Origin of the sequence: Bradyrhizobium jicamae, assembly GCF_018130695.1 — a bacterium.
GTDB classification, from domain to species: Bacteria; Pseudomonadota; Alphaproteobacteria; order Rhizobiales; family Xanthobacteraceae; genus Bradyrhizobium; species Bradyrhizobium jicamae_B.
Window position 1 is genome coordinate 386,861 of the sequence record NZ_JAFCJX010000001.1, and the last position, 14,070, is coordinate 400,930.

Genomic DNA, 14,070 nt, shown 5'->3' on the forward strand with positions numbered 1-14,070 from the left:
CCTTCAATCAAGTCTTGGGAACGGATCATTCAGAAGCGCCGCGCCTGCGGCAGCGGGCAGCGCATCGGCTTCGATCAGCGCGGCGGCGCTCGCGAGATCGCCGGCCATGTAGCGATCGGGACCGAGCGCCGGCACCTGTTCGCGCAGCTTGGCGATCACGGCAAGGAGCGGCGCGCTGGTCGTATGCGGCGCGCGCAGCGTGATGCCTTGGGCAGCGACCAGCAGCTCGATGCCGAGAATGGAGGCAAGGTTATCCGCCATGTCGGACAGCCGCCGCGCGGCATGCGCGGCCATCGAGACGTGATCTTCCTGGTTGGCGCTGGTCGGCGTCGAATCGATCGAGCAGGCCGATGCGCGCTGCTTGTTCTCGGCATAGAGCGCAGCCGCCGTCACCTCCGCGATCATGAATCCGGAATTGAGGCCAGGATCCGGCGTCAGGAACGGCGGCAGGCCAAAGTTCAGCGCGGGATCGACCAGCGTTGCGATCCGCCGCTCGCTGATCGCACCGATCTCCGACAACGCAAGCGCGATTCCGTCGGCGGCGAAGGCCACCGGCTCGGCGTGGAAGTTGCCGCCGGAGACGATCTCGCCGGTCTCGACCAGCACCAGAGGATTGTCGGTGACGGCATTGGCCTCGACCGTCAGCGTCCGTGCGGCCTGCGTGATCAGGTCGATCGCGGCGCCCGCCACCTGTGGCTGGCAGCGCAGGCAGTACGGATCCTGCACGCGCTCGTCGCCTTCGAGATGCGACTGCCTGATGTCGCTGCCGTCAAGCAGCGCCATCAATGTCGCGGCCGCCGCGATCTGTCCCGCATGCCCGCGCAATTGCTGGATCTCTGGCCGGAACGGCGCGGTCGACGCCATCGCCGCATCGACCGACAAGGCACCCGTCACGAGTGCCGCACGTGCCAGGCGATGCGCGCGCAGCACGCCCGAGATCGCATAGGCGGTCGAGAATTGCGTTCCGTTGATCAGCGCGAGCCCTTCCTTCGGTCCCAGGATGAGCGGCGCGAGGCCGGCGGCGGCGAGCGCTTCGCTGCCGGACACCGTCTTGCCATCGACGAGCGCCTGCCCCTCACCGATCATGACCGCGGTCATATGCGCGAGCGGCGCGAGATCGCCGGACGCGCCGACGGAGCCCTGCTGCGGCACCAGCGGATACACGCGCCGCGCCAGCATGTCCTGCAACTGCACGATGACCTCGCGGCGCACGCCGGACGCGCCGCGCCCGAGCGAGATGATCTTCAGCGCCATCATCAGGCGCACGATCGGCTCGGGCGTTGCCGGCCCGACGCCGCAGCAATGCGAGACGATCAGATTGCGCTGGAGCAGCGCGGTCTTGTCGGGCGCAATCCGCGTCGATGCGAGCTTTCCAAACCCGGTGTTGATGCCGTAGACGGGTGTGTCCGCTTGCGCGGCCTTCGCGACAATCTGCGCCGCTGCTTCGACGCGCGGCCAGAACGCCGGATCGAGCACGACGGAGCGCCCCGCGAGCACCTGCAAGAGATCATCGAGGCTGACCTTGCCGGGCACGACAACGATCGGCGCGCTCCAATCCGTCATGTGCCTCTCCAGACGCGGCGATGCAGCGGGTTGAAGCCGATGCGGTACACCAGCTCAGCTGGCCGCTCGATGTCCCAGATCGCAAGATCGCACCACTTGCCGGCCTCTAAGGTGCCCGTCTCATCAAGCAGACCAAGTGCGCGGGCGCCCTCGCGCGTGACGCCGGCGAGGCATTCGGCGACGGTCATGCGGAACAGTGTCGCGCCCATGTTCATCGTGAGCAGCAGCGAGGTCAGCGGCGAGCTGCCGGGATTGCAGTCGGTGGCGAGCGCCATGTTGACGCCGTGCTTGCGGAACAGCTCGACGGGAGGCTTATGCGTCTCGCGGATGAAATAGAATGCGCCGGGCAGCAGCACCGCCACCGTTGCGACCTTGGCCATCGCCACCGCGCCCGCCTCATCGGTGTGCTCGAGATGATCGGCCGACAGCGCGGAGAACCTTGCGGCGAGCGCAGCGCCTCCCAGATTCGACAATTGATCGGCATGCAGCTTCACAGGCAGCCCCAGCGCCCTCGCCGCCTCGAACACCCGCGCCGTCTGCTCGGCCGAGAACGCGATACCTTCCATGAAGGCGTCGACGGCGTCGGCAAGGCCGGACCTTGCCACCGCCGGCAGCATCTCCCTGCAGACAACATCGATGTAGCGATCCTTGTCGCCGGCGGCCTCGACCGGCAGCGCATGCGCGCCGAGAAACGATGTGCGGATCGCAACCGGCCGCATCCGGCCGAGGCTGCGGGCGGCCGCGAGCTGCCGCAGCTCGGTCTCGGTGTCGAGGCCGTAGCCGGACTTGATTTCGAGCGTGGTCACGCCTTCGCCAATCAGCGCGTCGAGACGCGGCAATGCGCTCGCGACGAGATCGGCCTCGCTGGCCTTGCGCGTTGCCGCCACCGTCGAGACGATGCCACCGCCGGCACGCGCGATCTCCTCGTAGCTCACGCCCTTGAGCCGCAGCTCGAACTCATGCGCGCGGTTGCCGCCATAGACCAGATGGGTGTGGCAGTCGACGAGGCCCGGCGTGATCCAGCGTCCCTCGCAATCGATCCGCTCGGTCGCATCGGCATCGGTGGGGAATTCAGCCTGCGCGCCGGCATAGACGATGCGCCCCTGCCGCGCGGCGATCAGGCCGCGCTCGATCTCCCCGAGATCGGGGCTGTTGGCCCGCAGCGTGGCGAGCCGGGCGTTATGCCAGATCCGGTCGAAGCGCTCTGCCATGCGGCTGTCCTTCGCTGTGGGATGCTTGACTTATATGTCTAGACATATAATCGTGGCGCGGTTCTGTCCAGCCGGCTTGGAAAACATGTCGCGACTGCATTTCGCTTCCGCGCTGCTGCCCTCGGGTTGGGCCGATGACGTGCAGGTGGTCGTCACCGCCGGCACGATCACGTCGGTGACGGCGGGTGCGGCGCCGGCTGCAGGCGACGAACGTCACGCCGTTGCGATACCGGGATTGGCGAGCCTGCACAGCCACGCCTTTCAGCGGGGCATGGCCGGGCTTGCCGAGCTGCGCGGCGACTCCACCGATACGTTCTGGACCTGGCGCGAGACGATGTATCGCTTCGCGCTGGCCATGACGCCGGATGATGTCGCCGCGGTTGCGACATGGCTCTATGTCGAGATGCTCGAACGCGGCTTCACCCGCGTCGGCGAGTTCCATTATCTCCATCACGATCGCGACGGTGTCCCCTACCGCAATCTTGCCGAGATGGCAGAGCGCATCGCGCAGGCTTCCGAAGCCTCCGGCATCGGGCTCACGCTACTTCCGAGCTTCTATGCGCACGGCTCGTTCGGCGGCGCGCCGCCGCATGCGGGACAGCGCCGCTTCATTTGCTCGGTCGATCAGTTTGCAGCCCTCATGGCCGCCTCCCGCGAGGCGGTCAGCCGCCTCCCCGGCGCCAATATCGGTATCGCGCCGCACAGCTTGCGCGCGGTGGCGCACGACGAACTGTCCGCGATCATCCCGCTCGCCAAGGGCGGACCGATTCACATTCACGCCGCCGAGCAGGTCAAGGAAGTCGAGGATTGCCTGGAATGGTCGGGACAACGGCCGGTCCAGTGGCTGCTCGACCATGCGCCGGTCGATCAGCGCTGGTGTCTCATTCATGCGACCCACATGATTGATGAGGAAACACTCGCACTCGCAAAGACCGGCGCCGTAGCCGGCCTCTGCCCGGTAACGGAAGCAAGTCTTGGCGACGGCATCTTCCCTGCCCGCGAATTTCTCGCCGCCGGCGGCCGGTTCGGCGTCGGCACGGATTCCAACGTGCTGGTCGGCATCACCGACGAGTTGCGCCAGCTCGAATACGGCCAACGGCTGAGGCATCGCGAGCGCAACGTGCTGTCCGGTGGCGCAGGCACGTCGACCGGACGCGCGCTGTTCGATCACGTGCTGTCGGGCGGCGCACAGGCGCTGGCGCAGACGACCACAGGCCTCGCCCCGGGCGCGCGCGCCGATATCGTGACGCTCGATGCGGCGCATCCGTCACTGGCGGGACGCCGTGGCAACGCCGTGATCGACGGCTGGATCTTTGCGACCAGCGGTGACGCGATCGACTGCGTCTGGGCTGGCGGCAACAAGGTGGTCGAAGGTGGACGGCACAAATTGCGCCACGCCGCGCGCGAAAAGTTCAACGCAGCGGTACGGAGGCTCGTCGCATGAGCCTTATCACCGATGCCCCTGACAAGCCGACGCTCTACAAGCAGATCCGGCAGGACATCGAGAGGCGGATCCTGACCGGCGAATGGCCGCCGGGGCATCGCATCCCGTTCGAGCATCAGCTGATGGTGCGGTACGGCTGCTCGCGCATGACCGTGAACAAGGCGCTGTCCGAGCTCGCGCAGGCTGATTTGATCGAGCGCCGCCGCCGTGCCGGCTCGTTCGTGCGACGTCCGCAGCATCTGTCGGCAGTGCTCAAGATCGCCGATATCCGCGCGGAGATCACCGCGCTCGGGCGCGCTTACGGCTATGAGTTGATCAATCGCCGGCTGCGCGCGGCGACCGCCGCCGATCGTATCAGGCTCGGTGTGAAGAAAGCGGGCAAGGTCGTCGCAATCGCCTGCCGACACAGCGCGGACGGGATGCCCTTTGCCGTCGAGGACCGGCTGATCGATCTCTCCTCGGTGCCGGACGCCGCGACCGCGGACTTTGCCAACGAGCCGCCCGGCTCATGGCTGCTTCACCATGTCCCATGGACAGAAGCCGAGCACACGATCAGCGCCATTGTCGCGGATGATCGTACGGCTGCAGCGCTCGACATCGCCGTCGGCGCGCCCTGTCTGGTGATCGACCGCTACACCTGGCGCAGCGCGCGCACGATCACGGCGGTGCGGCTGCTCTATCCCGGCGACACGCATCGCCTTGTCGCCCGGTTCAAGGGAGGCTGAGAGGATGTCGGCACAAATCGTGCATCGCGCCACGCAACAATTCGAACAACGATCCATCGACACATAGAGATCAACAGGACGTCAATCCAGCGAACGACAAGAGGACGATCATCATGCGTAGTTCGACCGTACTTGCGACCATCATTGCCCTTGCGGCGACCGGCCCCGCGCTCGCCGACGACGTCAAGGTCGGCATCGGCATCTCCGGATGGACCGGCTTTGCGCCGCTGACGCTCGCCAAGGAAGCCGGCATCTTCAAGAAGAACGGCCTTGATGTCACGATCAAGAAGATCCCGCAGAAGGACCGGCATCTGGCGATTGCTTCGGGCGACGTGCAGTGCGCGGCGACCACGGTGGAGACCTGGATTTCCTGGAACGCCAACGGCGTTGCCACCAAGCAGATCTTCCAGCTCGACAAGAGCTACGGCGCCGACGGCATGGCCGTGCGCAACGACATCGCGGCGATCAAGGATCTGAAGGGCAAGACCGTCGCGGCTTCCGCGCCGGGCACCTCGCCCTATTTCGCGTTGGCCTGGATGCTCAAGCAGAACGGCCTCTCCGTGAAGGATGTCACCGTCGTCAATCTCGAGCCGGCCGCGGCCGCGCAGGCCTTCGTCTCTGGCCAGAACGACGCGGCGATGACCTATGAGCCGTATCTGTCGACCGTGCGCGCAGCCCCCGACAAGGGCAAGATCATCGCGACCACGCTGGACTATCCGATGGTGATGGACACGTTCGGCTGCACGCCGAAGTTCCTCAGCGAGAATCCGAAGGCGGCGCAGGCGCTGGCCAACAGCTATTTCGAGGCGCTCGAGATGATCGCCAAGGATCAGGCCAAGTCCTACGAGATCATGGGCGCCGACGTGAAGCAGTCCGGCGAGCAGTTCGGCAACTCGGCGAAATATCTGCGCTGGCAGGACAAGGCCGCGAGCCAGAAATTCTTCGCCGGCGAATTCCTGACCTTCAACAAGGAGGCCGCAGACCTCCTGCTGGAGATCGGCATCATCAAGGCGGCGCCGAAGGTCGAGGATCTCTTCGACGCCAGCTTCATCAAGTAGCAGATGTAACAGACCCGCCTCGCATCATCGCGAGGCGGGTCCGACCTCGCCTCCGACATCGCCCCGGATCAATCCTCGATGCGTCCCCTCGATCCCGTGACATCGAAGCAGCGCGTGGCCTACGGCCTCGCGTTTTTCGTGCTGTTCGTTGCGCTCTGGTCGTGGGCGACGTTCGGCGGGCATGTCTCGAAGACCTTCCTCGCCAATCCCTGGACCATGGTGCAGGAAGGCGTCGAGCTCCTGATCAAGCACGGCTTCCTCTACGACATCGGCATGACGATCTGGCGCGTCATCGGCGGCTTTGCGCTGGCCGCTGTGATCGCGGTGCCGCTCGGCGTGCTGATGGGCGCCTACAAGCCAATCGAGGCCTTCCTCGAACCCTTCGTCTCCTTTGCACGCTATTTGCCGGCCTCGGCTTTCATCCCGCTACTGATCCTGTGGGCCGGCATCGGCGAGATGCAGAAGCTGCTCGTGATCTTCATCGGCTCGGTGTTTCAGCTGATCCTGATGGTTGCGGTCACGGTCGGCGCGACGCGGCGCGATCTGGTCGAGGCGGCGTACACACTTGGCGCCAGCGATCGCGGCATCATCCGCCGCGTGCTGCTGCCCTCTGCCGCACCCGACATCGCGGAAATCCTGCGGCTGGTGCTGGGCTGGGCCTGGACCTACGTCATCGTCGCCGAGCTGATCGGCTCGTCCTCGGGCATCGGCCACATGATCACCGACAGCCAGGCGCTGCTCAACACCGGCCAGATCATCTTCGGCATCATCGTGATCGGCCTGATCGGGCTGATCTCGGATTTCCTGTTCAAGGCATTCAATGCCTGGCTATTCCCGTGGAAGCTCGCATGACCACGCTCCGGATCGACCAGGTCTCGCGAACCTTCCCCGCCCGCCACGGCAACGTGCCGACAAAAGCGCTGGAGCCGACTGATCTTGTGATCGGCAACAACGACTTCGTCACCATCCTCGGACCCTCCGGCTGCGGAAAGTCCACGTTGCTTCGCATCGTCGCCGGCCTCGACCGTCCGACCAGCGGCCGCGTCGAGCTCGACGGGCGCGAGGTCACCGGCCCCGGCGCGGATCGCGGCATGGTGTTCCAGTCCTACACGCTGTTTCCCTGGCTGACCGTGCGCGAGAACATCGCCTTCGGCCTGCGCGAACGCGGCGTGTCCGAGGCGGAGCGCCACAAGATCGCCGATGCCTTCATCCGCCAGGTGGGACTCTCGGGCTTCGAGAACCACTGGCCCAAGCAGCTCTCCGGCGGCATGCAGCAGCGCACCGCGATCGCGCGCGCGCTCGCCAATGATCCCAAGATCCTGCTGCTCGACGAGCCCTTCGGCGCACTCGACAACCAGACGCGCGCGCTGATGCAGGAGATGTTGCTCGGGATCTGGGAGCGCGACCAGAAGACCGTGCTGTTCGTCACCCACGACATCGAGGAAGCGATCTTCCTCGGCAGCCGCGTCGTCGTGATGAGCGCGCGGCCCGGCCGCATCAAGGCGGAGATCACCGTGGATCTGCCGCATCCGCGCTCCTACAAGATCAAGACCACGCCGGAATTCGTTCAGTTGAAAGAGCGCCTCGTCGAGGAAATCCGTACCGAAGCGCTGAAGGTCGCCGAGCACGCCTGATTTTTGCCCGGCAGCGGCAACACTGGTCAGAGTTCTTCACGCACGCAATTGGGACCGGTTACGAGGGTTCCCGCGACACGCCAACGCGGCGCAATAGGAACCTGACCTTCTTCGAAATGTTGGCTCTGCAAGCTCATGCGTATGGGTGGTGCGACGCACGCTTGCGCCGCCCACCCAAGGAGACCAGATGCTTGAAACCGGCAAGATCCTTCAAGTCCGTTGCGTCGACAACACGCTGCAACGCGATCGGCTCTCTGTGGGCCGGGTTTACGAGGTGACGAAGCATTTCGAGCGCGACGGCTATTACGAGTTGAGCGGCCTCGGCTGCTTCAGCCAATCGCGATTTGAAGTTCTCGAGGCCACGGACGGCGACCCGACCGGATAGCGGCCGACCAATTCAGGCCGAACGAACAACAAGCGACAGGAGGCTGCCGATGCCCCGCGGCGACAAATCGAGCTACACCGGCAAGCAGAAACGCCAGGCCGAGCACATCGAGGAAGGCTATGAGAAGCGCGGCGTCTCCAAGGGCGAAGCGGAGCGTAGGGCCTGGGCCACGGTGAACAAGGAGACCCATGGCGGCAAGAAGAGCGGCTCCGGCCGCGGCAAGGCGGAAGACCACTCGCCGTCGCGAAAAGGCGGCAAGCTTGGCGGCAAGGCCGCGGCGCGTCGCCCGGCCGCCGAGCGATCGAAGTCCGCCAAGAAGGCCGCGCGAACCCGCAAGCGGCGCGCTGCGTGAGCCTTGCGGCGATGATCGCCCGAAGCACCGGGCAGTTGCTGGAGACTGTGTTGCCCGGCAAGGAGTGATACACCGTCAACGCAAGGCCTGCTGCCGGGTTGATCACTCCTGTGTCGGCGGCGGTGTCGAGCCTTGCCGCTTCAGCAGATCGGGCTGCTCACCCTTCGGCTTTGGCTCCGGCTTCGGCATACCCTTCTGTCCGCCGTGCTTGCCACCCTGGTCCTGCTGTCCCTCGAGATCGTTTTCCCTGGGCATGCCGCCTCCTCTCGCGCAAACGTGCAGATCGAAATTCCATCTGCGAGACTGAAGTCCACTGACACCGCCTACAAGAACGGCTTGCCGCCGGTCACCGGGACCGTCGCACCGGACGTAAAGCTCGAAAGCGGGTCCGCCAGCATGACATAGGCCGTCGCCAGTTCGGCAGGCTGCCCGGCGCGCTTCAGCGGCACCTGCTTGCCGAAATTCTTCACCGCGTCTTCCGGCATCGTCGATGAGATCAGCGGCGTCCAGATCGGGCCCGGCGCCACCGCATTCACGCGAATGCCCTTGGGCGCCAGCATCTGCGCCAGCCCTCCGGTGAAGTTATGGATCGCGCCCTTGGTGGTCGCATAGGCCAGCAGGATCGGGTTCGGCATGTCCGAGTTGATCGACGCCGTGTTGATGATCGCGCTGCCCGGCGGCATGTGCGGCACCGCCGCCTTGGCGAGATAGAACATGGCGTAGATGTTCACCTCGAAGGTCAGCTGCCATTCCTCGTCGCTGATGTCGGCAATGTCCTTGAACGTGGCCTGATGCGCGGCGTTGTTGACGAGGATGTCGATCCGTCCAAAGTCCTGCACGGCGCGAGAGATCACTGATCGGCAATGGTCGGGGTTACGCAGGTCGCCATCGATCAGGACGGCCTTGCGCCCTTCGGCCTCGACCAGCTTTTTCACCTCATGCGCGTCGTCGTGCTCGTTCAGATAGGAGATCAGGATATCGGCGCCCTCGCGCGCATAGGCGAGCGCGACCGCGCGGCCGATGCCGCTGTCGGCGCCCGTGATCACGGCCTTCTTGCCCTTGAGCTTGCCCGAGCCGCGATAGCTGGATTCGCCGTGATCCGGACGCGGATCCATTTTGGCCGTGGTGCCCGGCATCGGCTGCTTCTGGTCGGGATAAGGCGGCTTGGGATGGTCCAACATGGCGGTCTCCGCGTCCTGCTGGATTTCCAATGGCTGTTGCGGGCAAGTGTTCCTGGAAAGCGGACAGGATAGAAAGCCGGCGACGCACTGACCGCTGCGCTGCTAGAATGCGCGCGATTCAGGTAAGCGGACCAGGATGGCCAGACGAAGCGGCAGTGCGGATCTTCCCCTCCATGGCGGGCGCGTTCCGCCATGGCTTGCCGAACGGATGTCCGAGCTGGGCGCGATCATCACCGAGGCTATCGTTCACCACTATGGTCGCGACGAGTTCCTGCAACGGCTGTCGCACCCGTTCTGGTTCCAGTCGTTCGGCGCCGTCATGGGGATGGACTGGCATTCGTCCGGGATCACCACCAGCGTGATCGGCGCGCTGAAACGCGGCCTGGCGCCGCTGCAGAACGAGCTCGGAATTTACGTCTGCGGCGGCCGCGGCAAGCACTCGCGCCGCACGCCGGAAGAGCTCACGCAACTCGGCGAACGCACCGGCGTCGATGGACAGGGATTGACGCGGGCGAGCCGGCTCGTGGCCAAGGTCGACAGCGCCGCCGTGCAGGACGGCTTTGAGCTCTATCTCCACGGCTTCTTCGTGACGCGTGACGGCAAATGGACGGTGGTGCAGCAGGGCATGAACGGCGACAAGCGGCAGGCGCGCCGCTATCACTGGCATTCGGAGAACCTGCGCAGCTTCGTCGACGAGCCACACAGCGCGATCGACGGCCCGGCGCAGGGCGAGATCGTCAATCTGACCGATCACCGCGCCGCGCTCTCGCGCGACACCCAGATCGATCTGCTCGCCAGGCTCGGGCCTGACGGCGTCACCGACCAATATATCGCGCTGACAGACCAGGCCGCGTTCCAGCCGTCGCTGCCGCACCTCGTGATGCCCGGTCATCACGAGGTGCGCTCGAGCGACGTCTTTGTGCGGCGACTGCACGGGACGCTGGCCGCGGCCGCCGAGCGCGGCCCGGTCGATTTCCCGGAGTTGCTGCTGACGCCGGGCGTCGGCGCCCGCACCGTGCAGTCGCTGGCGATGGTTGCGGAGGTCGTGCACGGCGCGCCCTATCGTTTCCGCGATCCGGCGCGGTTCTCGCTGGCGCATGGCGGCAAGGACCGCCATCCCTATCCGGTTCCGATCAAGGTCTATGACGAGACCATCCGCGTGCTGAAGGACGCGGTCAGTCAGGCAAAGCTCGGCCGCGACACGCAGGTCGGCGCGCTGAAGCGGCTCGACGACCAGGCACGAAAACTCGAGCGCACCGCAACGGGTCCGTCCTTCGACGCATTCGTCGCCAAGGAGCGCGCCGGCTCCGCCCTGCTCGGGGGCCGCAGCGTGTTCGGCTGGGAGGCCGATCTCACAGGTCCCGCCAACGAAACCAAAGGGCTGTGATTCAAGCAGCCATGGCCCGGCACGACTCGGCGCAGGCACGACACATCGCGACGCACGCGTCCATGCCGCCGACCCGTTCGCAATCCGCGGCGCATTCGGCGCAGATCTCGGCGCATTCGCGGCAGGTATGCTTGTGGTGCGGCGTGTTGATCAGCATGAAATGGGCCGAGGTGCGGCACATCTCGGCACACGCCATCATCAGACGAAAATGCGCCGGCTCGGTGTGCTTTCCGCCGCTGACCAGGCAGTGGTTCATCGCGGTGGCGAGGCAGGTCTTGTAGCAGGACAGACAGGTCTCGATGCAGCGGTTCATCGGTTCGGAGAATGCCATGGCCTGTCCTTTAGGTCGTGCCGGAGTTGGCAAACCGTCGCCTCAGATAGCGCAGCCCATCGGAGGTGAGCATCGATTCGCTGCTCTCGCCGTCGGCGACCTTCGACTCGAGAAAAGTCTCGAGCTCGGGAAGCGCGCGCTCGAAGCGCTCCGCATGGCCCATCAGCTCGCAGGCTTCCCTGATCCGCTGGACCGGTCTCTCAAGGACGTTGATCTGAACCATCCAGATCAAATCGGGACGGCCTAATTGGTTCCTACGCCCGCGCGGCTGCCATCCCGGGAACCACGCCCGCCGACGCTCAGCGCGCCGCTATGATCCTGGCGCGGAAGCTCGCCTGCCCCTGCATGATCTTGTCGAGCAGCGCGTCGAGTGCCCAGAAGCGCTCGTGGATGTCGAAGTCGACAGCGCGGCTCTTGATGCAGGGGAACGTGCCAAGCCGCTGGTGATACAGCTTCGCCAGCTTGGGATAGCCCATCGGTTCGGCCATTGCGGCGAGCGCCAGGTAGACGGAGAGTTCGTCCGCCAGCGCCGGATCGGCGGAATGGCGCGTCATCAGCCACTTGTAGAGATCCGGGTGGAAGTTGGTGAACACGCCGGTGAAACCGGCGGAGCCGGCCTTCATGGCGTCGAAGGCGATTGCCGCATTGGCATTCACGATGGCGAGTTTCGAATCCTTCGTCAGCGCGACGCGACGCTTCACGGTGGCGAGATCGCAGGACACGTCCTTCAGGATCACGAACCGTCCGCTCTCGGCGCAGAATGTCAGCTCGTCGTCGGTCAGCAGCCGGCGGAACGGCGCCGGACATTCGTAAAGACCAAGCGGCAGATCGGCCGGCAGCCGATCGAGCAGCCAGCGCAGACGATCCATGAAGACGGCACTGCCCTCGCCCTTGGGATCGAGGCGGTTCGTCACCAGCACCAGGCCGTCGACGCCGGTCGCAGCGATCGAGGTGAGCTCGGTCAACTGATCCTCGCGCGTTTCGCTCACATGGCCGGACGCGATGACGGGCACCCGGCCCGCCGCCTTTCGCGCCACGAAACGGGCCAGCTCAACGCGTTCCTCGAGGCTGAGGAACTGCATCTCGCTCGACTGCGCCACGGCAAACATGGCATCGGCGCCGTTCGCGATATACCACTCAATGAGCTTCTCGAGCCCCGGATAGTCAATCGCATCAGCTTCGGTGAACGGTGTCAGCATCACCGGAATGATGCCTTGGATGGATACGGTCACGGGCCAGCTCCCAGAACGATCAAATCGAAATCCACGCTCCGACGGGCCGCGAGCCCGTCGGAGGCTTGTCTTATCTCCTAGCTTCTACTCGCTCACCAGCGTCTTGATGCGCGCGATCATCTCGTCGACGGACTGCTCGGCCGGCACCTTGTCGAGCACCACGCGGATCACCGCCTTGGCCCAGACGTTCTCGTTGTTGACGGCGGTGAACTTGTAGTTCCGGCTCATCTCGTAGCCGCCGACGCCGGCGGCAAACTGGTCGCGCAGCACCTTGCGATGGCTATCCGCATCCCAGAAGGCAGACTTCTGCGCGGCGGACTTCACCGGGAACCAGCGGCCGAGCGCGCCTTCGACATAGGGCTGCAGGTTCTCGTCCTGCAGCAGGAACTGCACGAACTCCCTGGCCCGCGCCTTGTTCTTGGCCTGCTGGAAGACCACGCCGACCACCACCGAGCTGCGCGTGCGCATCGGCGTGCCGTCTGGCTTGCTCGGCCAGCCGACCGTGCGGATCTTCTCGTCGTAGTTCTTCCTGGCTTCATCCCGCTGCTCGGCGGTCAGCGTCGCGTTGGTGGAATCGTCCAGCCACTTGCCCGGGATCGAGATCGTCGGGTTGAACGTCATCACCGTCGTCTTGTTGTGGAAGGCGACGTTGTTGTCCGCGTCCTTCCAGCTGGTCGCGGACGACGGCACGCAACCCTTGTTGTAGAGGTCCGTATAGTCCTTCAGCGCGGCGACGAGACCCGCCTTCACCTTGGGATCGTCGAGCTTCAGCCGGCCGTTCTCGTCGACCATCACGACATTGTAGGCTTCGGTGAAGGTCAGAAAGCCGATGAAGCTGTCGGTGCTGTCGACACCCATCGGCAGGCCGATGCCGTACACCCGCTTGCCGCTGGCTTTCCGCACCGCCGGCTGCGCCTTGTCGCACCAGAACGACCAGAAGCCCTTCCAGTCCTTCGGGATGTCGCCTTCCTTCAGGTCCGCCTGCTCCAGCATGTCCTTCCAGTAGTGAAGGTGCAGCGTCGCCTGCTTGACCGGGAATGCGTAGTAGCCCTTGGTCTTGGTCTGCTCGTTCGGCAGCACGACCGTTTCGAGCGCGCTTCGGTCGAACTGATCCTTCATGGGCGTGAGGACGGAGCCGACATCCTCGAGCTTGCCCTCGGAGGCCCATTTGCCGACGCTCTGGAAGTTGAAGGTGTCGGCATAGGCCACATCGGGCACCACGCCGGAATCGAGCGCGGCCACCGTCTTCGGAATCATGTCCTGCGTCGCGTATTGCGACAGGTCGACCTTGACCCCGGTCTTGGCCTCGAACTTCTTGATGGCTTCGAGCAGCGCGTCCTCTTCGGCCTTGTAGAAGCCCTTGTTCCACCAGACGACGAGCTTTTCCTGAGCGCTGGCGGCGCTGGGCGCCGCCAACAGGCCTGCAAGCAGCGAAGCCGCAATCGCAGTGTTTCTGAACCGCCCGATCAGGCCAATCCGCATCGATAATCCTCCCGTTCGGTCCACCCGCGTGGACCGCTGGCTTTCCCAGCCGTTGAAATTGCCGCTGATGTAAGCGCTTACATAA

At 65.1% G+C, this 14,070-nt stretch carries 16 protein-coding genes; 8 read left to right on the forward strand and 8 right to left on the reverse strand.

The features are described 5' to 3' along the window. Positions 1-3 precede the first annotated feature (3 nt). Together hutH and hutI are read right to left on the reverse strand one after the other, a co-directional pair. A complete protein-coding gene (gene hutH / locus JQ604_RS01755; RefSeq protein WP_212352361.1) occupies positions 4-1,563 on the reverse strand; it encodes a histidine ammonia-lyase in 1,560 nt (519 codons plus the stop codon). Continuing rightward, entirely contained in the window at positions 1,560-2,774 is a 1,215-nt protein-coding gene (gene hutI, locus JQ604_RS01760) for an imidazolonepropionase (protein WP_212352362.1), read from the reverse strand. The genes hutH and hutI overlap by 4 nt, the downstream gene beginning before the upstream one ends. Positions 2,775-2,859: 85 nt before the next feature. Between hutI and JQ604_RS01765 the strand changes: the two genes are divergently transcribed. From JQ604_RS01765 to JQ604_RS01795, 7 genes are all read left to right on the forward strand, one after another. After that, on the forward strand, positions 2,860-4,218 hold the full coding sequence (locus JQ604_RS01765) for a formimidoylglutamate deiminase (RefSeq protein WP_212352363.1): 1,359 nt from the start codon (positions 2,860-2,862) through the stop codon (positions 4,216-4,218). Next, positions 4,215-4,943, forward strand: a complete 729-nt coding sequence (hutC, locus tag JQ604_RS01770; protein WP_212352365.1) for a histidine utilization repressor — start codon at positions 4,215-4,217, stop codon at positions 4,941-4,943. Before JQ604_RS01765 ends, hutC begins: the two co-directional genes overlap by 4 nt. 113 nt (positions 4,944-5,056) lie before the next feature. Continuing rightward, positions 5,057-6,001 carry an ABC transporter substrate-binding protein gene (locus JQ604_RS01775; protein WP_212352374.1) on the forward strand — a complete coding sequence of 315 codons (945 nt, stop codon included), beginning with the start codon at positions 5,057-5,059 and terminating at the stop codon, positions 5,999-6,001. Positions 6,002-6,079: 78 nt separating this feature from the next. Then, positions 6,080-6,853: an ABC transporter permease gene (locus tag JQ604_RS01780; protein WP_212352375.1), complete on the forward strand. Its 774-nt coding sequence runs from the start codon at positions 6,080-6,082 to the stop codon at positions 6,851-6,853. Continuing rightward, a complete protein-coding gene (locus JQ604_RS01785) occupies positions 6,850-7,635 on the forward strand; it encodes an ABC transporter ATP-binding protein (RefSeq protein ID WP_212352376.1) in 786 nt (261 codons plus the stop codon). The genes JQ604_RS01780 and JQ604_RS01785 overlap by 4 nt, the downstream gene beginning before the upstream one ends. Before the next feature lie 187 nt (positions 7,636-7,822). Beyond that, complete coding sequence (locus tag JQ604_RS01790; RefSeq protein ID WP_212352378.1) at positions 7,823-8,020, forward strand: hypothetical protein; 198 nt, start codon at positions 7,823-7,825, stop codon at positions 8,018-8,020. 49 nt (positions 8,021-8,069) lie between these two features. Then, the gene (locus JQ604_RS01795) at positions 8,070-8,372 is read left to right on the forward strand and encodes a plasmid stabilization protein (protein WP_212352380.1); all 303 of its coding nucleotides are present in this window, start codon (positions 8,070-8,072) and stop codon (positions 8,370-8,372) included. Positions 8,373-8,474: 102 nt separating this feature from the next. Here the strand turns inward: JQ604_RS01795 and JQ604_RS01800 are convergent, their stop codons facing one another. After that, the gene (locus tag JQ604_RS01800) at positions 8,475-8,627 is read right to left on the reverse strand and encodes a hypothetical protein (protein WP_212352382.1); all 153 of its coding nucleotides are present in this window, start codon (positions 8,625-8,627) and stop codon (positions 8,475-8,477) included. 68 nt (positions 8,628-8,695) lie between these two features. Continuing rightward, entirely contained in the window at positions 8,696-9,553 is an 858-nt protein-coding gene (locus JQ604_RS01805) for an SDR family oxidoreductase (protein WP_212352383.1), read from the reverse strand. A 136-nt stretch (positions 9,554-9,689) separates the two neighbouring features. Here JQ604_RS01805 and JQ604_RS01810 point away from each other — a divergent pair, with 136 nt between their 5' ends. Further along, positions 9,690-10,940 carry a DUF763 domain-containing protein gene (locus JQ604_RS01810; protein ID WP_212352384.1) on the forward strand — a complete coding sequence of 417 codons (1,251 nt, stop codon included), beginning with the start codon at positions 9,690-9,692 and terminating at the stop codon, positions 10,938-10,940. 1 nt (position 10,941) lies between these two features. Here JQ604_RS01810 and JQ604_RS01815 read toward each other — a convergent pair whose 3' ends face one another. The 4 genes from JQ604_RS01815 to JQ604_RS01830 form a co-directional block, all read right to left on the reverse strand. Further along, the gene (locus tag JQ604_RS01815) at positions 10,942-11,271 is read right to left on the reverse strand and encodes a four-helix bundle copper-binding protein (RefSeq protein ID WP_212352385.1); all 330 of its coding nucleotides are present in this window, start codon (positions 11,269-11,271) and stop codon (positions 10,942-10,944) included. A 10-nt stretch (positions 11,272-11,281) separates the two neighbouring features. Further along, positions 11,282-11,494 carry a hypothetical protein gene (locus JQ604_RS01820; protein ID WP_212352386.1) on the reverse strand — a complete coding sequence of 71 codons (213 nt, stop codon included), beginning with the start codon at positions 11,492-11,494 and terminating at the stop codon, positions 11,282-11,284. Positions 11,495-11,570: 76 nt separating this feature from the next. Further along, on the reverse strand, positions 11,571-12,503 hold the full coding sequence (locus JQ604_RS01825) for a dihydrodipicolinate synthase family protein (protein WP_212352387.1): 933 nt from the start codon (positions 12,501-12,503) through the stop codon (positions 11,571-11,573). An 84-nt stretch (positions 12,504-12,587) separates the two neighbouring features. Next, a complete protein-coding gene (locus JQ604_RS01830; protein ID WP_212352388.1) occupies positions 12,588-13,985 on the reverse strand; it encodes an ABC transporter substrate-binding protein in 1,398 nt (465 codons plus the stop codon). Between the last annotated feature and the right edge of the window lie 85 nt (positions 13,986-14,070).